Origin of the sequence: Sphingobacterium psychroaquaticum (assembly GCF_900177625.1) — a bacterium.
GTDB classification, from domain to species: Bacteria; Bacteroidota; Bacteroidia; order Sphingobacteriales; family Sphingobacteriaceae; genus Sphingobacterium; species Sphingobacterium psychroaquaticum.
On the sequence record NZ_FXAU01000002.1, the window covers coordinates 591751 to 614377 of the forward strand.

10 protein-coding genes are annotated in these 22627 nt (G+C 43.0%); all 10 read right to left on the bottom strand.

The features are described 5' to 3' along the window. Window positions 1–9: 9 nt before the first annotated feature. The 10 genes from B9Y69_RS08085 to B9Y69_RS08130 all read right to left on the bottom strand — a co-directional run bounded on the left by B9Y69_RS08085 (window position 10) and on the right by B9Y69_RS08130 (window position 22496). Window positions 10–2334 (bottom strand): alpha-L-rhamnosidase-related protein, encoded by a 2325-nt coding sequence (locus B9Y69_RS08085; RefSeq protein WP_085472424.1) that lies wholly within the window; start codon window positions 2332–2334, stop codon window positions 10–12. Beyond that, on the bottom strand, window positions 2335–4044 hold the full coding sequence (locus tag B9Y69_RS08090) for an alpha-L-rhamnosidase-related protein (RefSeq protein WP_234991139.1): 1710 nt from the start codon (window positions 4042–4044) through the stop codon (window positions 2335–2337). A gap of 170 nt (window positions 4045–4214) precedes the next feature. Continuing rightward, window positions 4215–7004 (bottom strand): family 78 glycoside hydrolase catalytic domain, encoded by a 2790-nt coding sequence (locus B9Y69_RS08095; RefSeq protein WP_085472426.1) that lies wholly within the window; start codon window positions 7002–7004, stop codon window positions 4215–4217. Between the two features lie 11 nt (window positions 7005–7015). Beyond that, a complete protein-coding gene (locus tag B9Y69_RS08100; protein WP_085472427.1) occupies window positions 7016–8767 on the bottom strand; it encodes a hypothetical protein in 1752 nt (583 codons plus the stop codon). A gap of 9 nt (window positions 8768–8776) precedes the next feature. Further along, on the bottom strand, window positions 8777–10588 hold the full coding sequence (locus B9Y69_RS08105; protein ID WP_200811762.1) for a hypothetical protein: 1812 nt from the start codon (window positions 10586–10588) through the stop codon (window positions 8777–8779). 12 nt (window positions 10589–10600) lie between these two features. Next, complete coding sequence (locus B9Y69_RS08110; RefSeq protein ID WP_144036526.1) at window positions 10601–12097, bottom strand: hypothetical protein; 1497 nt, start codon at window positions 12095–12097, stop codon at window positions 10601–10603. A 41-nt stretch (window positions 12098–12138) separates the two neighbouring features. Next, on the bottom strand, window positions 12139–14415 hold the full coding sequence (locus B9Y69_RS08115; protein WP_085472429.1) for a RagB/SusD family nutrient uptake outer membrane protein: 2277 nt from the start codon (window positions 14413–14415) through the stop codon (window positions 12139–12141). 13 nt (window positions 14416–14428) lie between these two features. Next, the gene (locus tag B9Y69_RS08120) at window positions 14429–17500 is read right to left on the bottom strand and encodes a SusC/RagA family TonB-linked outer membrane protein (protein ID WP_085472430.1); all 3072 of its coding nucleotides are present in this window, start codon (window positions 17498–17500) and stop codon (window positions 14429–14431) included. Window positions 17501–17520: 20 nt separating this feature from the next. Beyond that, a complete protein-coding gene (locus B9Y69_RS08125; protein WP_085472431.1) occupies window positions 17521–19341 on the bottom strand; it encodes a RagB/SusD family nutrient uptake outer membrane protein in 1821 nt (606 codons plus the stop codon). Window positions 19342–19361: 20 nt separating this feature from the next. Continuing rightward, window positions 19362–22496, bottom strand: coding sequence for a SusC/RagA family TonB-linked outer membrane protein (locus tag B9Y69_RS08130; protein WP_085472432.1), 3135 nt, complete (start codon window positions 22494–22496; stop codon window positions 19362–19364). Between the last annotated feature and the right edge of the window lie 131 nt (window positions 22497–22627).

Genomic DNA, 22627 nt, shown 5'->3' on the forward strand with positions numbered 1-22627 from the left:
ACGTTACTTTTATTTTTGTGCTTTAATGACCCATTTTCCAGGAGCGATCCAAAGACTACGATCCTCTCGATGGTATATATTTTTATTTTTGTTAGGTTTTGTAGAAACCTGTTTCGTACGTTTATTATTGAGCCAAACATTTTGGTACTGACCAACAGGTAGCACCACTTTCCCAGAAGTACCTTCCGGAATATTTATCGTCAGCCACAACTCCTTATCATGTTCTTTTATATCCACTGTCACTTCACCCTTTACCGATGTTACAGAGGCTGCTGCCTGTCTGATATTTCCTAATTGCGGTGCGATTAAGATCTCCTCATAGCCTGGTGATAAGGGTCTGATTCCACAGAGATATGCCGACAAGATGGTTAAACCTCCTCCACTCCAAGCATGGTTTACAGTTCCCCCGCCATACCCGGCACTACCAATCCCCCAGCCTTCAAACAAGGTGGTAAAGTAAGTGTTATTCACCATGGAAGCAAAGCGCTTCTTATGTCGCGCTAAAGCCTCTGTCGGTATGCCCATGGTAAACATAGCTTCAAATACATATTTCTCCATATAGGGACTAGCATGTTCCTCTTGTAAAAAAACATGTTGAATCGCCTTGTATTGCGCTGGTGATGCAATACCTGCTAACACCGCTAAAGCGTGTACCCGATCATCGGTTTTACCTGTATAAGCAGGATCCCGATAGGCTCCATTCCTCCAAAAACGTTCATTAAACTTTGTCGCGAAATGTGCCATTTCTAACTTTAAGCGTTGCGCATCGTCATTCTTGCCTAGCTCATCAGCCATTAAAGAACTTCCTTTTAGCGCTAAATAATACCAAAGGTTATACAAGAGTAACATGTCTTTATTCTCGCCCCAATCACCCCATTGCCACCCTCCTGCACGGAGCTTAACCAGTCCATCAGGATATTTATCCCATAGGTTTAGATAGCGCTGAATTCGCGGATATAGGTCTTGTAGAATCTTCTTATCACCCGTATGTAGGTAATAGGTCCATATACCGTAATAACCGACCGTGGCTAGAATCTGATCCGGCAATTCTTTATCCCAGTTGCCGGCTGGCACAGGTGCAAAAAGAGAACCGTCCTCTCTTTGCCAATCCAAGACCTCATACAACCATTTTCTAGCCAGGGCATGTGCCTGCGTATCCAAGGCGTAAAATGCTTCTTCGGCTTCCAATACCGCATCCCCCGTCCACTGTGCCCTTTCTCGATCAGGACAATCCATGTATGTGTCGCGCATGGTGATATACAATGTGCGCCGAGCCTTTTCCCACAATGTATTAAAAAAGACATCATCTGAATGGAAAGCACCGACAAAATCACTGTTGTATCCTATCTCTCTATAGCCTACCTCTTGTATCTGAACATCATTGGGGGCAACTACATATAGATAATGACCGTTGATCCATCCAAGGCTTTCATACTGCTGTTGGCCTTCCTTCGTGATATATTCGCCCCTAATATTTTCAGCAGAACCATGGTAATGGACATAATTATCGGTCAAGAACTTTACCGTTTGTCCCGCCTTTCCTGTTAGCCTGACGTACGGTGTGAACTGCATATTGTAAGGCAACTTACAAACTAAAGTATCCCCTTTCGTGATAATATCCTTGGTCTCAAACTTGCGTATACCAAAGTCCTTAAACAATGGAATCGGTCGCTTTACCAATTTATTCCAAGGTAAATCACCTTCTTTCCCAAGGGTAAGAACTTCCGCAAAGGAGGGTGAAACCTCTACATCCTTCATCCACGTAGAATCTGCTATTTGTGCATCATAATAAATATTAGATTCTGGCAACCTGAAATTAGGTATCGGTGCTGGTGCCGTTTTATATTCCACAAGACGTTTTCCTCTCCATGAAGCATCCGTCAAAACCATTACTGAACCTGCTTTCAATTCAAAAAAAAGAGCTGCCTTGCCACTACTGTTGTGTGAAAAACCGTTCTTCCCAAAATACCATACGAGGATGGCCAATTGGTTATTTCCCTTTTTCAGATAAGGTTTCAAGTCTACTTCATCATAGTACGTATCTTTGGGATTGGGGCCGCGCTTAAGACCGCCCTCAAATACCACCATCTGCCCATTCACATAAAGCCAATATTTACTATCTACAGCAATTTTGGCGACGGCGGTAGCCGGAACCTCTTCCAACATAAAGTTTTTACGATACCCAGACCAGATATTAACCGTATCACTTGGACCTAATGGCACACCAATCCAGCTCGCACCAGACTCCTGCGCGGATGCACGCTGGTTAATAGACTGCAGAACAAGTAATACGAAAACAATGAGTAATGTCGAGACGCTCTTATATCTTCCCATCTACCGCAGAATAGTTACTTCACTTGGCGCATATATTTCACTCTTAACTTTCCCATTCTTATCCTTTGTATGCTTCACACGGATAACACCATATTTTGTAGGAAATGTTCCCTCGGCAAAGGTCAGATTGCCCAAATGTGGTCTGACATAATAAGCCTTCCCTCCGGGTTCGGCAACCTTAATACCGAGCACATGCTCCGACAGCCAGCTCGTCGGCCCAGAAGCCCATCCATGCGCAAAGCTGTGTCGAAAACCTTTATAGCAATATGCCCCAAAATCGCCATGGATATCCACCTTACCAGGAGGTACCAATTGATCAATCGGAGAAGCATTATTAATCCATTCTATATTAAAATCTTCCCAGAAGCTTGTTGCCCCCAAATCTAGCATAGCACCCCAATACTGTGAGATAATATCCATCGCTTCCTTATATTTTCCAGCCTTAGCCATGGCTTCCAGCATGTAATAACCATAGAAAGTGGAGAAATTCTTTGCACCGCCCACCTTTAGCACATCATCGTATGCTTTCTTTTCATCCATCAAACCACTTATCGCCAAAAGTGCTGCTGCCTGTTTCGAATTATTGTGTCGGGGTTTATACTTCCGCATAGCTGCCACAGTACTTGTACAAAGATCCATTGTTTCAGAATCCTCTAAAATTTGTGCCAATGATGCTGCCCGCTCTAGCGCCATGATCGTCATCGCCTGAATACCAGCATGCACGGCCAAACTATCCTCACTAGAAGGCCAATCCAAGAACCTCGTCCCATCCATTTGCTCTTTTCCATTCTTAACTTTTCCCACAATTTGCCGAACCAATCCTTGTAAGTAAGGCTTCTGCTCGGTGAGGTATTTTTTATCACCATGTGCCATATACCAATCATGGTGCAGGACAACCCACCACATGGAATAGGTACTAATACCACACATCCAACCTGGTAATGGCGTGGATATCTTAGCTAAATCTAAACTCTTCGGCACAACGTCATTAAAACCAAAAACTGTATTAATCGTCGCGACTTCAGGGTGAAGATCTCCCACCCATACCAAGCGGTCTCGTTTAATAGCATCCCACAAATAATCTTGCATATTCAAATGAACCGTATAAGCACCGACCTCCCAGATGTTATTCAGTCGTTCGTCGCTCGACTTAAATGAGCCTAAATATGGAATATCGCGATACGTTGATATCATACGTACTTCGCGCAAATGTAATTCCGCATTTTTATCTAGAAAGTCTATGCGTACGAAACGAAAACCGGATTCTCCAGTCTGATTTTTCCCTAGCCAGGGCAGCTGCATATTGAAATCTCTCAAGGCATGATCATTTGTAGCGCCTTTCTCTCCAATATCGGACATGGCCTCACTAACAGATTCACCAAAGCGGATACGTACATTTTTTGCGCCATTTCCACCACCCCACATCCCGGTCACCAGCTCTAAAGCGCCATTTCGTTCTTTACCAAAATCCAGTAATATACCGCTCTGCTCTGTATCGTTATTCTTAAGAATAACGATATTATCATTGGTCAAATTAGCTTGTCCATTTCCGGGTACAAGGAGGTTCTCCCCGCGAACGATATGACCATTGGTCCATACAATTCGTGTCGGATAAACATATTCACGGGTAAGCGGACTAATTTGCTGACTACCATCGCTCAACTTGGTTTGCCCATAGAGGGCAGATAACCCAAGACAAAAAAATAACATAAGGCATGGAGAAATCAAGATGCGTTTCATGTACAAGTAATATAGGTTTATAAGTAAGCGTCAATCGCTTTTTAAATATAGAAAAGAAAATAAAAAAGACCATCCTGCCCTTACATGAAATATGGGCGTAAACGGATGGTCCATTCGGTTATTTGGGTTGATTTATTATCTTAGAATATATATGTGCCCGAAGGCAGGCGATAGGTGTCGTTTATGTCATCACTATGAATTCTATATGTTGCCAGCACGTGTTCAAGCATCGCACTTTCACCCTTCGCTATCTTTAGTAAACATGTCGTATTCGGTGGTACGGTCACTTGCATACGAAGCTGATCTTCTTCACGATTCCATGCACTATAGATAGTACCGCTAGGCGAATCGTACGAGGCCTTCACCCAAGAGAGATTTGTTTCCTGTGCCTTTGGCGGCTGAATGATAAACGTTGCATAGCCGGGTTTCGATTTTTTAATCCCTGCCAATCCATCAATCATCCAAGCGCCCGGATACAAGTAAGAACTATGCAGTAAAGAATGTCCTGGTAGATCTTTCTCCCACATCTCCCAAAGAGAGGTCGCCTGATTGGCTTTCATGTACCCCCAACTTGGATAAGTAACCTTGGATGTCATCGTATAGATAAGGTCATTTCGTCCACTCTCGCGTAGCCATTTAAAGAGAAGTGCTCCCCCCGTGATTCCTGCATGTATATGTCCTTGCCGATGGGTTAAAATTTCCTTTTCCAAGGCCGCCTCTACATTTGCTTTTTCTTCCGAAGGAACTATATCGGCCAACAATGCCGTAGCCATATTGGCCATGGAACCGTCCGCATATACGTGGCCTTCCTGTTTAAAAAAACGGGTATGAATAGCTTTGGAGGCCACTTGAGCCTGGTGCTCCCAAGCATCAGCAAGCACAGATTCACCAAGAACACGAGCTATCTTTACCGCTGTTCTCAAATTGAATACACGATACGAATTATTCAAACATAGCGTCTCCTCTTTATCATTATTCATGCCTTCGGCCGTAGCGTTGGGCCACAGCCAATCGCCAAGAAAATCCCATTGCCCACCGAACCGTTGCAACAAGCCATCCTGAACATGTGTATCCAGAAAATTTAACCAATTTTTTATCAAAGTAAAGTTTTCTTGTAGCACCTTTACATCACCATACTGCTGATACATAAACCAAGGTAGTGACACCACAATCCCGCCCCAGGAGGGCCCTCCACCACCCCAGTAAGTAGGCGCGGTATGTGGGAGTATTCCCGGATGCAAAAACCGTCCACTAGTCACCGCTTTACGTGCATAACTCGTATCGCGCATATTTCCGACCATAGCTTCTGTACCTTGCACGTCACGCCAATCTCCCATCCATTTGCTATAGAAGGCCGCTAAATCGTAGTTCAACATACCCATTTCTGTGGTGGCATGCGCATCGCCCCCATACCCCATGCGCTCGCGTTGTGGACAATCGACAACAAAACCTCCTAGGGATAGATTCTCAAAATTCCATCTTGTGGTATTAAATATCCAATTCTGTAAACTGTCCGAGGACTCAAATGTAGCAGCAGTATGATAACCTGTACGCACCAACCATCCCGTTATATCCTCCTGTACCGGTTTTCGCTTGGCACCTTGGATCGTAATCCAACGACCTGAGCTATAATTAAATCTATTTTTAAACGTGGACATACCGCTACGACCTATTACAAGAGCACTGTGCAGATTGAAGGTCATCCGATCCTGTTCTCGCTCGGAAAAAAAGAAACGAACGGTATCACCCGGATTACCAAATACATTGATGGCGGTCCAACCGGCAAAATTAACCCCCATATCCACGCGATAATCACCCTGTCCGTATTCGGTAATAGAGACTGGTTTAATTTCATCGACCAATATATTGCCGTCTATATTCTGCGCAGAAATTTTTAACTTCAATGGATATACTATGGCATTACTCCATTGACTATCATCATAAGAAATTTTGTTCCAATTTTCTTCGGCCTTACTGTCGTCCCAAATCTCCCCACCCATATGTCCAAAATTCCAATTACCCAACAACCGATTCGGCGAGTTTTTCCACCGCCAAGATTTATCAGATCGCAGGGAGAACATGGGCTTTTCTTGATCTGTTGGATTTTCCTGTTCAAAAAAATCAACCTGACCACTAAATAAGGGCGTAGATGGCCTTCCGTTAGGAAGATCGTATCCCGGAAAAATTGACCAAGAGGTACCTAGCCACACCGCAATAGCATTCTCCCCTTTTCGTAGCAAAGGAGCAATATCATAAGCGACATACCGTGCGCGCTTCGTGTGGTCGGTTACTGCCGGTGCTAATACCTCCTCGCCAACTCGTTGTCCATTTACATACAATTCATGATAACCGATGGATGCCAGAAAAAAAACCGCTCGTCCCACTTTCTTATTCAACACAATAGTCTTTCGAAACCAAGGGTCAAAAACATTACAATCTGCAGATCTCTTATCAAAAAAATGAGTCGTGCCTATCCACTGGCCTTTCCATTGTTGATCTGAAAAGAAACCAGTTGACCATTCCTTAACCGGGCTCCATAGACTTTCTTTTCCGTTATTATCGCGTACCATCACTTTCCAGTAGTAAGTACGATCGGCTATGAGTGTCCTTCCCTGATAAAAGATTTGATTCATTGCGGAACTTTCTACCCATTTTGTATCCCACATATTACCAACTCCTGCCTGGAGTTTCTCTGGAGAATCAGCCACCAGAATACGATAAGCACCTTGCGAAAGCCCACGTATATCTTCATTGGGCAACGCGTATACCCAACTAAATCGAGGACGTTCGATATCGAGCCCTTTCGGTTCAGTTACATATTCCACCTGCATGTTAATTACCTTTAACGGACTGTTAGCCGTAGCAAGCATGGGATAGCTCGCGAGGAGACAAACAAACATGAAAAGAGTTGAAGATATAAATCGTTTCATACTATGAAATTTTACTTAATCCACACCGTGAGATTCAGCCGCCCTCCCGGTGCGGTATCGCCGTTAACATACCAATCTAGAGGATCGTCTTTTTGCATATTATCAGACCACTTAAATTCAATGTTATAATTCTTTTTCGGCAGCCCCAAAATGCTATTAGGTATTTTTATAAGCACAGCATTATCGGATATTTCGAAAGATACCTTACCAATATCTTGCCATGCTCCTTGATTAAACCGTTGTATACGTTCGCCTTGAATCACGCGAAAGTCATAGCCGTACCAGCCAGAACGATAGTTTTCATCTGTATTAAGCCAAAGTGTCATCCAATTTTCTTTCGTCCGTTCTGTTAACCTATTAGCTGTTTGTACATAAAAGCCTAATTCACTATCCGTCGCTAACAACTTTACATTTTCTAAATCATTTCTGCCCGAACGATTGGTATACATCACTTTAGGCTCACTCTGTGCTCCTGGGTGATTTCGATCGATAACATCGCCTACATAATCAACGTAAACAGATTTCACGGTATTCCAAGCGGTTATTGCTGGCATCACGGTCGATCTATCAATCGTAATGACGCCATCAGTCCCTTTGTATCGACGGATATTAGAAATCATCTGAAGGTAGTAGTTATCTTTTAATCCGGCTGTCCAAGAGGGTTCAATATCTCTACTATATTCGGCATTCGCCTGATCTACAAAATGAGCCTGATCTTTATATTGATCTCCACGGCTCCATTTGCCAGCAATCCATTCATTCCAGCCGGTAATAAAAACAAAGGGTACATCTTGGCTGATTGCGAAATCCCATTGCTCCTGAATATTGTAACCATAGGCGATCTCCTTATCGGGATTCCCTGGGTTATTATTTCGGAAACTACGTCCCCAATTTCCAGCTTTACCATAAAATGCCGATCCTCCCATAGAGGCATCTAAATTAGGGTGTTGTGAAGCAGAAACATTGACAATCTCACGCTTTCCTTTGTTGTTGGTGTATACCTTTTGAGGCCTTTGAAACTCGATCCAAGGCCAGCCATCTACTTTCTCTGGCTCATTAGGCCATTGCGATTCACGGATCGTGAAAAATTTCTCGTAAGTACGGCCTTTTGCCTCTTTAGAGAGACCAATGATTAAAGGCTTCCCATCGAGATAATACCAATTGTCTGCCACTCTTTCTGCCGCATTCGGGCTATAAAAAGTATCATAGATTTCCTGCATTGCATCCCCTGATGCGGTATTGGTATAGAAAACAATTTTTGGCGCTGGTTTACCCTGCTTCCGGACGGTCATCATTGCCCGCATAAGTTCTTTAACTTGCTTCGGATAAGTTAACCGATTGGTTGCGTCCAAGACCAAAAAATCTACCTGAGCATCTGCTAGTAGCTGGATATTTTTGAGATGTACCCAATAATCATCTCCTCGATAATAACCATAGATCGGTTCGCCCCAAAAGTAATATTTCCCCGGCCCAGCAGCCCCTCCACCCCAATTAGGATGATGGAAATCGTGAAATACTTCTGGATAATCTTGGTATATCTTGGTGAGGTCCCAATTTTTTTCAGATGTTGGAGACCCAGCATCTCCTTGCCACAAAAAATAGAAAATACCGACCTGCTTATTTGCTTTCTTACTCCCAACTTCAGCCTGCTGTGTTATAACTCGACCTAAGTCATCAACACCACTAAAACTCTGTGCAGCAACACCCTGAATAAACAAAACGGAACCAACAACAAGAAATGATTTACAATATTTTAGTATCATCACATTTAATTAATTGACTTTGTATACAAAATTAAAACGCCCACCTGGCGCGGTATCTCCATTCACATAAAAATCCATGATATTGCCATTTTCTTGCATATTATCATTCCACTTAAACTCAAAGTCTAATGCCTCCCCCTTTACGCCAAGCCACTGCTTTGGCAGCGCAATTTCTAATTTATCGTGACGAACCTGCATCGGAGCCACCCCAACTTCAGCCCATTCCCAACGTCCACCGACATTTTTCTCTACAACAGCCTTGTTTCCTCGGGGATTCTGACGATTAATTATATAGTCATAACCATTCCAACCGGTCTCTTTATTTCGATCAATATCGATAAATAACATCATCCAGTTTCTATCCCCCGGGGAAGATAACTTTTCAGCCGTTTCCACATAAAAAAATAAAGTGTTGGCATCACGAGCTACTTTTGCACCCACGATATCATTTCTTCCTGTTGTATTCTTATAGTACGAGCTATAGCGTCCGCGATGATCACGATGCATCGTGTTACCTTTGTAATGGGTATAGTAAGGAAGCACATTATCCCATTCACCGACTTTACCCAACTTTATCGTTTTAACTGCGGAAACCTGATCGCGAGGCTCCATCCCCTTAAACTTGCGCACATTATCAATTAGCTGTAAATAATATACATCCCCCTTATCTCCCCATCCTTTATTGGGTTCAATATCTCGACTATGTTCCCAATCGTATTGGTCCACAAAAGAAAAAGGATCTCCCGTCCAGCTATGCACGGGAAGCCATTGTCCAGCAGTGTATTCATTCCACCCCGTGATAAACACCAGTTCTGGATCCAACTCAAAAGCTCGGTTCCACTGTTCTTGAAAATTCCATCCATAGAGGTAGCCATCGACGCGCGGGTCAAAACCATGTTGTTGACTATAGCTTCGCCCATATGTTCCCGGTAGGTTAAAGGCGCTACAATGGCCATTGGTCGAAGGTCCAGCATTTTGGGCAACACCTACGGTAACCTGTTCAAACTTACCTTCGTTATTCCGAACATATCCTTTTTGCGGATAATTTTCCAGCCATCCCCAATGGTCCTTACGAGAAGGCCCGTCGACATAGTCTGGCTGTCCAGGTCGAAAAGTGAAAAATTCTGCAATCTCCTTGTCTACTCCGGTTTTTTCCAAATTATCGGGGTAAGCCATAATACAGGGCTTTCCTTTCCAGTTAAACCATAGATTCTGATAGCGTCCGGGCTTATATAAATCCTGATATAATTGCCGAAGCGATACCGCAGAATGTGGCACTGGACCAAAAGGGAGCATGAACGCGATCTTAGGTACTTTTACGCCATCTTTTTGAGCCTGATCCCACGTTTTTAACAATGCTTCATAAGATTCTTGCCATGTTAAGCTTCCATTGGTACAGTCAAAAAACACAACATCTACCCCTGCATCGGCAAGCATTTCAGCGTGACGTCGTAGCACCCAGGTATCGGTCGTTTTATAATATCCAAACAAGGGTTCCTCCCAGAAAAAGAAACCAGGCTTTTTTGTACCCCAACCACGGTGGTTATAATCCTTCATGGCTTCCGGATTTTTGCGGACTATTTCGGTTATATTTTTTACCTGATAAGTCGTATCATCGTTACCCTGATGCCAAGTCCAGTAAAACATAGCCACCACCTTATCCCCCTTCTTTCCTGCAATCTCCTCTTGTTCAACCGCTTTTCGGCCCAATGCGTCGGTCATTGACCATTGATCACTATTAACCTTAGACACCTGTTGCGCAGATCCTAATTGACACAACAATCCGCCTGCGATTAAGGATATTAACTTCTTTTTTATCATCACTATAAATTCTTATTTACCGTTGGTGAGTTTTATGTTACTCACTTTTGCATGTCCGTCATTTAAAAACTTTATTCGTAAACTCTTCATCGCCCCGTTATACCCTGTAAGGGTTGATAGATCGATCCGGTATTTTTTACGTTCACCATCTGCAGAAAGCGTTTGCTGGAGGGAAAGAGCAGCTTTTTTCGAGAAAGAAGTTGCTTTGGCCTTATTTTCCGCTTCCACACTAGATGCCCCTTCAGACCAATTTAACCAATCCGTAAAATCCGAATTACTGACCGGTTGAATCTCCACCTCAACAAGCACCTGACCATCTGTACTCTTAAAAGTTCCATCAATTTCTAAATGCGAATGTGCCGTAGCATTCCAAAAAGTGACAGGGCCAACTAAGGCTGCATTTTTCTTAAATGAAATATCTAAACCACCTTGCAGCGGAAAACCACTGTCTTTAATCTCTCCGTGATAATACCAGTTGTTCCGATTTTGTAGAAAAGACCACTCCATAGCACCAGATTGCTGTCCATGTTTTTTGGCGTACCCTCGAATATCATTAAGCGTTCCAAGGATAAGAGCCGTTTCATAGGCCCATGTAATATTATAGTCTAGAATTTGTCTTCCTATGGGAGCTACGTGTCCTGTTTGTACGCCCTTCTCTCCACCGAATCCCTTGTGTGCATCATTGGGATGAAAACCGCCATTAAACGTCAATACTTCCGGTTGAAACACACCTATGCCATATCCCTTTTCGTCTAATAGCGCAACCCACTTTTCTGGTGTATAAAAGTGTACCCAAGGCCATCCCTTTTTATCATTTTTATCCACAATAGTCGTTACTGGTTTATCTTCAAAAGGCTTATCTCCAAGGTACGAGACCAACTTGTACCATTTCCCATTCGTATATACGGCAGGCATTTCCTGAGATCCTGCCATATATTGTGTCTTATCTGATCTATTGTTATGAATCGTTGCTTTCATATCGATTACATTATCCCTTAATGTATAGAGACATTCAAAGACACACTCGCCTGGGACACCCGTTTTATGCGGCCATTGCATGGGAATACTTCGCACGAGCATCGCATTTTTCCCTTTGTATTCGAAAGAAATAATTCGAGATCTGTGCCCACCTGCATCGCCCGATTGAATTGGATTCCATCCCAACCCTTCCCACTCCGGAGTTGGTCTCTCGCCATTGGGGCCAATGTATGGCCAAGGACCACTGTAATAAGACATCTGAATCTGGCGCCCCCAGTCATAACTATTTATCATATTCTCACCACCATTGGCTTTATCGCTGAGATACGTAACAGCTCCGCCCAAAGCGAGGTCTATCCCTAACTTTAATCGTCCGTTAGAAATGTAACGCATCGAAGTATCGGAACTGTACTGCTGTTTTCTGCCTGTATTCATCTTCTCCTTACTGCTTACAGTATTGGAGCAGCAAACGATTAGACATAGAAACAACAGCATATAGAGAGATAAAGATTTAGTGGCATTCATTTTCATAGCATAAATTGTTAAACAAGTATCAAGCGGACCGCAGCATTTTACCATCCTGGATTCTGCCAGTTCACTCCCGTAAAGGATAACATCTTAGAAACCTCTGATAATTTTATCGGCGATAATAGGTACTTATCGACATTCGTTCCTCTATCTTGGAGTTTAAAGCGGTTATAGATGTAACTATTCCCATTTTTTGTAATCCGCATTCCGCTTACAAACTTATCCGTTTCGCCAAGTATCTTCCAGCGCCTAACATCAAAGAAACGATGCTCTTCGAAAGCTAGTTCCACCTGTCTTTCATTACGATATCGGATTTGAAAAACCTCCTTAGAAAGCCCTGTCGGAAGGGCTGGCATACCCGCTCTTGCACGGATAATATTCACCGCTTCCCGCGCTGAAAGCGCAGCCGCTCCGTTTGCTTTACTCGCAACAGCCGCATCTGCCCCAACAGAATTAGAGGCTGCTTCGGCAAAGTTTAGATAGAGCTCCGCCAAGCGAAAAATCTTCATTAATCCGTCGCCGTCTACGTTGACGCCCGATTTATAGTTATTAAACTTCCGCAGGTAATATCCTGTACGTGTAAATCTAGTTTGTGTAATATTAGATGAAATACCACAATTCCCACCGACAAAGGTCTCCACCGCGACAGGCGCCGGAGGAGGAGTAAAAGATTCGATTTGGAAATTCCGGATCGTAATTTCATATCCTGCTCCACTTGTTAAATCAAAACGTAGGAAATGATTCTGGGGCGCTTGACCACCGTTGGAGTTTACTCCAAACCCCCACTTCGTAATTGCCGACGACAAGTCGTACTCAAACCTCGTCCATTCACCAGCTTGTTGGATGGTAATATTTTCTCCGGTAGATACGCCACCCTGAGGCCCCCCAGCTACACAAAAGAAAAACTCCGCGTTGTTCACCGTTTTATTACTCTTATACTCAAAACTTATTACCCGTTTCTGGCCGGCCGCAATTGCCTTTCCCAAAGTGGTTGTGTGGACCCAAGGATCACTACTTGTCGTAACAAGCTTTACCTCGTTCGTACCGCTAACTGTTACATTATTCTTTGTCGCCGCAAAATTTAAGGGATAAAGAGTCTTCTCAATAACTCCAGAAGTCAATGAACGTGGCGAATTATTGTAATAAACACTAGCGTAAAAGCGCGGATCGCGACCAACATAAGGATTCATCGGATCATATCCGGCAGCGGTATTGATAATCGGTTGTACGTGATCTCCATCCGTATAACCGAGTACCGGCATCTCACCCGTCGCCTGCATACCATACGCATCTACTAGTTCCTGCGATGGTCCAAAACCAGCCTTTTCTGCTCCTTCTGTAATAGGCGTCCCCGCAAATTTCCAAACATTTGTTCGTGCACTGAGGGATTCAAAAATCGTTTCTTTATCCACAGAACGACTTGGATCTGAGCGTAAAATAAAATAATACGCATAGGCATTTTGTGCAACATCTTCTGGTGGTTTGGTCGTAAACAATTGAAAACCGTGCGTCAAACACTGGTCTAATGCTTCTTTGGTTATCTCCGTTGCGCGCTCCCATGTATATTTTGTGCCTCCTGTGCTCCATAAAGGGCTCGCTGCATACAAAGCTGTTTGAGACTTTACCGCATACGCAAATGCACGTGTAATCACCCCTCGTTCGTTATCATTGATGTTCCACCGAAAGCCAGTGTTGGCCGATCCTCCCTCTGGCAAAGCTAAAGCAGCATCACAATCTGCAATAATAAAGTCCGCACACTCTTCGAAGGTCGCGCGACGATCTTTAGAAAAGTCGTGATTCACCTCATACGGTGTATTTATGATCGGAACACCTCCGTACTTTTTAATCAGCTGTAAGTAGTAATATGCACGCAACACAAGGACTTCACCAATCCATCCATTTTTTTCATCCTCATCAATGTATGCGGTAGCGATATTTGGATCTTTGATACTCGTTAAAAAAGTATTACACTTCCGTATGCCCTGAAAATAATGCGTCCAGCTGTAACTACCTTCTATTGGATTATTTGTTGCCGAAGTACGGTTATTATACCAGTCGTTCACCGCCCCATTCACCCCATCACTAGCATCGTGACCTTCATCCGTAAAGGAAGCCAACGGCGCCCTACTTCCTTGGTAGGTAAATCCCTTTTCGGGAAAAAAGGAACGACAGGAGTGATAGTAATTTCTTGTTCTTTGATAACTACTGAACATATCTTCTAACGTTAACCGACCATCTGATGGTAAGTCAAGATCGGCGCACGACTCCATGCTTAAGAAACATGCGGCCATTATTAAAACTCGAAAAACATTCTTTTTCATGATCTATATTTTATTAGAAGTTAGCGCTTAATCCAATGTTAAAAATTCGATAGGGTTGAAACGTGTTCATACTTCCGATTTCAGGATCTATATATTTTGACTTCATATGACTAACGGTAAACAGATTTTGTACACCCAAAGCGACGCGAATTCTTTCCGCTTTAATTTTTTGTGCGACAGCAGTAGGAAGACTATAGGCCAACTCCACATTTCTTAAACGGAGATAGGATCTGTTGCTCACGAAGAAGTCATTGGAGACGTGATTGGTTGACGGTAATAAAGACAAAGCAGGATAATTAATTTCTTCTCCGGCAGCATAGCGTTCAGGAGTCCAGGACGCCATATGTAAATCGGTAAAAATTCCTTTACCTTGATTCTCAAAGGCACCAATACCACTTAAAATCTGTGTGCTGCGAGCAACCCCGTGCAACAAGAAAGAAAACTCCCAACTCTTCCATGTCGTGCCACCGGCAATACTATACTCTTGCTGTGGTGCTCTTGTATATCCAATTGGCGCTACATCTTTCTCATTAATAATCTTATCCCCATTTAGATCTTGATATTTTAAATCTCCTACACGAGGAGTTCCAAATGAATAAGAAAGACCGGAATTAGTCAACTCCTCTTTCGAGTTAAACATGCCGTTGCCGTTGGAATAATCAACCAAATATCCCCACTGCTGCCCTAGCGCAAAACCTTGCGAACGGTATGGGTAGGCATAGTCTTCTCCCAACATAGCTTCGTTTATATTGATGACTTTATTCTTCACCTGCATAAAGTTTCCTTGCAGAAAAACAGAAAGGTTTTGATTGATGTGTTTATTGAACCCTAGTCCAATCTCAAAGCCCTTATTTTCCATTTCACCGCCATTGAGTTTCGGATAGTAGTTCAAAGGAATCCCTTGATATTCGGGAATCGTAGCACTTGTGTTGATCAACATATTGTTCACTTTGTTCGTGAAATAATCGAAGTCCACAGTAAACATATTCAAGAATCCCAAGTTTAGACCTAGGTTAAGCTTTTTGATTTTCTCAGCTTCCAAAAGCGGATTCCCGCGCGCTAACTCCGAACCATCTGAACGAATATTATCGAGGAATAAAAATCGTGCTCCACCTAACTGATCGCTCCCATTGATACCATACGAAGCGCGCAGTTTTAATAGCGTGAGAACCTCGGACTGAAGAAATTCCTCTTTAGAGGCGATCCACGCGGCAGATACCGCCGGAGTAAACGTGTATCGATGATCCTTATGGAATTGCTCTGAACCAGAGTATGCCATATCTGCCTTTAAGAAATAACGATCCTTATAGCCATACAATGCTGAAAAACCAAAGTTCTGACGCTTGTAAGGTAAGACGCTATTGGAGGAGCCTGACGCCTCTGTTTCTTGTTTCAGATAATAAGTATGTGCACTCGCATCAATGCTATGATCGCCAAAACGTTTATTGTAATCCAAACGAGCCAACAGGTTCAAATAATAGAAAAAGAGGGATCCCTTATTGTAACTTAGTGGGGTATTTTCAAATGTTTTATACTGCGTAAAATTAGTAAGACTTGAAAAATCGTCCCCTCGAATCAGACGTTTATAGGATTGATTCGTACCTGTCTCATTACGAACATAGGTTTGGTAAGCCATTCCACCGCTAGCGGAAAGACCATCGAGAAGAAAGCCCATATCCATTTTCAAACCCGCTTGAGCCAGGATATTCGTTTCAATAACATTTCGATATCCAGACCGGTTAAGCATACCATATGCCGTATTATCCATTCCGTCTACCGTTACGACCTGATTGCTTAACTCCGGATCCTCCTCATTAATTGGAGATAACGGACCATACATTGTCGGTGGTTGGTTAAGGATCTGGCTATAGATCGTCCAGCCCATATTTCCGCCAGCCAGCACTTCACGTTTGACATTACCCGCCAACCGCATATAGCCCGATAAGTATTTGTTGAACTTCACATCCATATTTGTACGGAAGTTTCCAATATTCACTTTAGGTGTAGGATCATACTTGCGATCAGGCTCATCAGCAATCTTAAAAGGTTGCGTCTGGTTAACAAAGCTTAGGTTCGAATAATATCGAAACTTATCTGTACCACCAGAAACATTCACCCCTGCGCGTTGTCTGTTCGCATAATCTTTCATAAACTGACTGTACCAATTGTTATTCGGGTAGCCCGCGTTCTCCCCTGATTTAAACAAGTCGATATCCGATTGCGTAAACTGTGAAAACTTACCTAATCCGCCACGTTCGCCAGCCTCATTCCGCAATTCTGCGTATTGACCGGAATTTACAAACAAAGGTTTACGTGTAAGTTGTTGCAAAGAGTAGTCGAGATAACCTTCCACATCTATTTTCCCATTATGCCCTCGCTTGGTGGTGATCACGATGACGCCCGAAGAACCTTGAATACCATATGCGGAGGTACTAGCTGCGTCCTTGAGTACTGAAATAGTTTCTATCTCTTTCGGAGAGATAAATTCAATATACTGGGTCGGCGCAACAACACCGTCAATAATAACCAATGGGCTACTACCGTTAACCGATGAGCTTCCTCGTATAGTTTTGGAATAGTTTCCATATCCAAAAAAGGTCAATTCAGCAATGTTATTTATCACAGTAAGTCCAGGTAGCCTTCCCTCATAAGTATCTGAAAGTACATTGGAAGGTGTCTTATCCAAAACTTTCCCCGTAACAGAAGAGACAGCTCCTGTTATAGATTCCTTGCTATACGACAGATAGCCGAAATCAACCTCTCCCCCCATGTTATGCGCATCAAATTGAAGAGTAAAATCTTTCTGATTTATAAACTGTTCCGGAGCAATACGTGCATTCAGGTAACCATCCGCAGTCAGGAGCACATGTCCCTTCAAATATTCGGTTGGAAACTCAAATGTACCTTCCCGGGTGGTTACCGTTTCGTACGTACCATCCTGGGAGCGAACCTTAGCATGCTCCACGGGTTGGTTATATATATTCACAATCCTGTACACCAGTTTATCTGCCTGTTGGGCGGAAAGAGGGTTATATATCATCAAGCAAATAATACATAACACGATATGTGTTGCTATTTTTTTCATTGTTTTAATCCTTGCTTAAATTACCAACCTGGGTTCTGCCATTTTTGTCCCGTTACAGATTCTAACGTGGCGGCCTCGTTCAACGGAAGAGGCAGTAGTAGATCTCTATTTTGCCAGCCTCCTCGAGCATTGTTCGAGATATTTCGGCGGGCGTAGCTGAATGTACCGTTGTTATTTTTCGTAATAACCATTGCGGTAAACCACTTACTCGTTTCACTCAGATCGCCTGTTGGAGCCTGCCATCTCCGTAGATCGAAATAACGCTGCTCTTCCCAAGCAAGTTCAACCCTTCTCTCATTTCGAATACGAAGAATAAGATCCGCTTGTGATAAGCTCGCAGATAAGGGCGGCATCCCCGATCGAGCCCTCACCTCATTGGCAGCGGTTCGTGCCTCATCAAGGTGACCCGCCTCAGCAGCAGCCTCAGCAAGATCAAGTAACGTTTCCCCTAAGCGGTAATACTTCCAGTTCGCGTTATTAATACCATTGTTTCCACTTGCGCCCGGTGTTACCATTTTCGTATGATAGTATCCCGTCCGTGAAGAAACACGGTTAGTAATATCAAAACTTGGGGCATGTGGTCCCCCGGTAAAAGTTTGTACTTCGACCGTTTTATTATCGAAAAGAATCTTACTACCATTATGTAGCACCGTTTGATAAAAACGTGGATCTCTATTTGCATAGGGATTGTTTTTATCGTACTGTGTATTCTCCGTATTGTAGTTCGGTTGTAAGTGCTTTTCATCTAAGTATGGTTTTTTGAGATCCAGCACTGGTAGTCCATTAATAGTTTCGAAGGCATCTACAAGTTCTTGTGTGGGGGTAGTTCCACACTTATACGTATTGGCCATGTTGCTACCGATGTATCCAATGTGCCACACAAACACGCCGCCGGAGCGCACCTGATAAAGTGTTTCTTTGTCTCGCGGGGTAGCGGAATAATCAGCACTCTGTGTAACCAACTGACGTAACGCCGCAGCAGGTCCTGTACCATAAAGATTGGGCTGTGTTGTTTTGGTAAACAGCTCAAACCCGTTTGATTTGAGATTTGTTACTGCATCCTTGGCTATTGTGTAAGCTTCCTCCCAATAGTTTTGTCCTTGATTATGCAATGGGCTCGCAGCAAAGAGCATAGCTTTCGCACGTAGTGCATGTGCCAATGCTTTAGTCACACGCATCGCATCATTCCCATTATCTAAACGCCAAGGGAGATTCGGTTCGGCCAAAGCAGCATCACAATCAGCAATAATAAACTTTGCGACGTCATAAACCGACGAGCGGGTTAACGTGGAGAAGTTTGCATCAAAAGGTACTGTTTCATTTAAAACAGGGACTTTTCCAAACCATTTAACTAACTCCATATAAAAGAAGGCACGCAACACTCTCGCTTCAGCCTTAAACCGTCCTCGATCCGTATCTCTATTGACTGCAGCCTTATCAATGACTTCAATAAACTGCGAACACAATCGAATCTGCTGCCAGGCCCGAGTCCAGTAACCGGTATTATTGCCTCCATGCCCATCATGTGCATCCCTTATATTATGGGAGCTTGCATTGTTATTATCTTGATAGATTGCGGTGGTCGGAACCCCTTGTCCTTCATCTGAGGTATAACCATCGTCGCTCGATGCAACGACAATATTATCAAAGAACCAATAGCTATATCCTTTCTGCGGAATATTATTGTAGCATCTATTTAATAATGCCTCTACTTTGTCGGGGTCAGCCAATACCTCATCCATTTGCATATTCCCATCCGGTGCCATATCCAATACATCAGAACAGGATGTAAACCAAAGGGACAAGGAAAGCATGATCAAACTTAAATATTGTATTTTCATGTCAAAGTTTTGTTAATTGGTTAAAAGGTTACGTTCAGTCCGAAATTATACATCCTAGTCAACGGATACACCAAGGCATCATTTTGTTCAGGATCGATTGTGTCAATCGGCAACTTCTTAAAAGTAAATAGGTTATTACCATTAACATACATACGTATTCTTTGAACGCCAAGAGGTTTCAGCAAACCCGCTGGTAAACTATATCCTAACTCCAATGATTTTAAGCGTAAAAAGGAACGATCCATAATAAAGAAGTCGTTTCGCACTTGACTTACACCACTAGCCATCCCTAGTGCAGGATAGCGGATCTCCTCTCCATTGGCATAACGATCGGCTGTCCACGCTTGGTGGTGCCAGTCACTGTAAAAACCAACCAGCGCAAACTCTGTGGCTCCCCAACCCGTGGTGTATCGACTCGTTTGAGCGACTCCGGCAAAAAGAAAAGCTAGATCTGCATTTTTATAGGTAACCGATCCTGACAAACCGTAGGAAATACGAGGAACAGACGGGTTACCAATTGGCACCATATCCCGATCGTTAATGATACCATCACCAGTAATATCGATATACTTCAAATCGCCCAGCCGCGGGTTCCCTCCCATCTGGTAAGCGGGTAAATTCGCTAATTCTTCCGCCGTATTGATGTATCCGTTCCCGTTACTGTAGTCGACCTTATAACCAAACTGCTGCCCTATACTATAACCTGTTGATCGATTACGGTACGCATAGTCTTCTCCATATTGTACCTCATCAAGGAACTTAACGACGTTTTTATTGTACGCGAAATTACCTTTAGCCAAGAAAGAAAAGTCTCCGTTTACCGCTTTTCTGTAAATAAGCTCTGCTTCAAACCCCTTATTATCCACCTCTCCAATATTCACACGAGGAATATTAGACAAGGAAACACCTTGCAACTCGGGAACCGTTTTTCTACTGATGAGAATCTTATCTCTATTCTCCTTGAAAACATCTACCGTCAAAGAAAGGCTTTTCATGAGCTCCACATCAAGCCCGATATTCATCTTCCGTGCAATCTCCCATTGGATCGCTTCATTTCCCATTCTTCCCTGCACAATACTCTGTCCTCTTCCCAATGTTGGAATGGCTCCTCCCGCCATATTTATAAAGCTTTGGTACAAAAAGCGCTCTCCCCCGAGCTTATCGTTTCCAGCCAAACCGTATGAACCACGAAGCTTAAGATTTGTAATCACATTGTTATTCTTTAAGAAACTTTCATTGCTAATTACCCAACCGGCAGAAAAAGCAGGAAAAGATCCAAAACGATTCGCTGGCGCAAATTGCTCTGACCCATTATAGCCATAATTAAATTCAGCTAAATAACGGTTGTCGTAATTGTAGGTAGCACGTCCGACCAAACCAACAATATTGTAAGGCAAATCTGCTCCATATTGATCCCAGTTATCGCGTTGGAATAAAAACATCCCCGTTACGTTATGTTTGCTAAATGATCGGGCATAATTTAAAGAGGCTTGAAAATTGGTGTAATATCGGGTGTTCATACCCTTGGAAAGCCTTATCGCCGCATCTTGATTTGTTCTAATAGGAGAATATCCATTGGTATCATCTTCATCTCGAGCTACCCGAAAAGCATAAGTATCCAAGGAACGAACACCTTGTAAAACAGTGCTTGCATGACTATCAAAAGCAATCATTCCTTTTGCCGACAAGCCCTTTGTGATAAAATCTAATCCCCAATCCAATACTAGCGAGGAGTTCAAATTATTCGTCATCTCCTGTCTATATCCCCTTCTATTAATCTCACCAAAGGTATTTCTATCCTGACCAGATTGTGCAACTACCTCATTTAAAGGCACACCATATCCAGGCATCGTTACCGGCCCCGGATCAGTAGGAGGTGTCGCCCATGTATAAGCAATCATATTCTGCACCATTCCGGCTACACTACCGGAAAAAAGATCTACTGTCTGTGGGGTATTCATCTTCTCTAAATAAGTGGCTATATTTAGGGAAGCTTTTAGATTTTTTGCAATACCATAATCAATGTTTCCACGAAAATTATAGCGATCCATTTTATAGCTAGGATCATAGCCAAGAAAGCTTTCTGGTTCCGTCTTAAAATTACCACCTTGCCCAATATATCCCGCATTTAAAAAGTATGTAAAACGGTCACCACCCCCATTAAAATTGGCGTTTACACGCGTTTGAGGGGCCCAATCTCTAAAATAATCATGAAAAACATCCCGATCCGGATAAAACACGGGATCCTCACCGCTCTTATACTTATTAATCATAAATTGTGTAAAAGGCATCTGATCTTCTTTCGCTCCCGGATTATCATTTAGATACGCCTGATTACGTAGTTCTGCAAACTCCCACGAATGAATTCTATCCGCCTGAGCCATGAACTTCTGGTAGCTCTGATCTACGGAAATATTTAATTCCGATTTACCGGGTTGACCACGTTTGGTCGTAATCAGAATAACGCCATTAGCACCTCGCACACCAAATACCGCTGTCGCAGAGGCATCTTTTAGGATACTTACAGATTCCACTTCATTCGGATCCAATTTGCTGATATTTGAGCGTGGCACCCCATCGATAAGAATCAACGGAGAAGCATCATTCACTGTCCCTAGACCACGTAAGTACAGGTTTACAACATCATTCCCGGGTTGCCCCGAAGTCTGCATAGCAGTTAAACCTGGAAGTCGCCCAGCAAGAGCCGCAGAAAGATTTGCTGCAGAGCTTTGCTTTAAGTCTTTCGTATCAATAGTTGAAATTGCAGCAGTGACAGAAACTTTCTTTTGCTTCCCATACCCCACAACAACAACTTCATCTATATCTTCTCCCTGTTTTACAAGTTGTATGTTAACAGCACCTTTACTCTTGACTGAAACCTCCTGAGGTTTGTAACCTATAAGGGTGAATGTTATACTCCCTCTTTGAGGAATCTCGAACTTATAAAAGCCCGCTTCATTCGTAGCCGTAGCAATTGAACTATTGCCATATCGTACCGTCACCCCCTCAATTGGTTCTTTTGTTTCTGCATCAACCACCGTCCCCTGAATCGTGAGTCCGCTTTGTGCATGCGTTGGTAAACTCCTAAATAATAGGAGCAGGAAAAGACAAAATGTCTTTACCGTTATATTCTTTCGGTAAATGTTTCCTTTCATTTTATTTCTTGGTTAGTATTTTTTACAATAAAAGATTTACAACAATCTAAAAGGCTTCACAAGCGGTTAGATTACATAGTTTAAATTGACTTTAGTTGCTTACCATAGGATCAATATTTTGGTTCAAATTG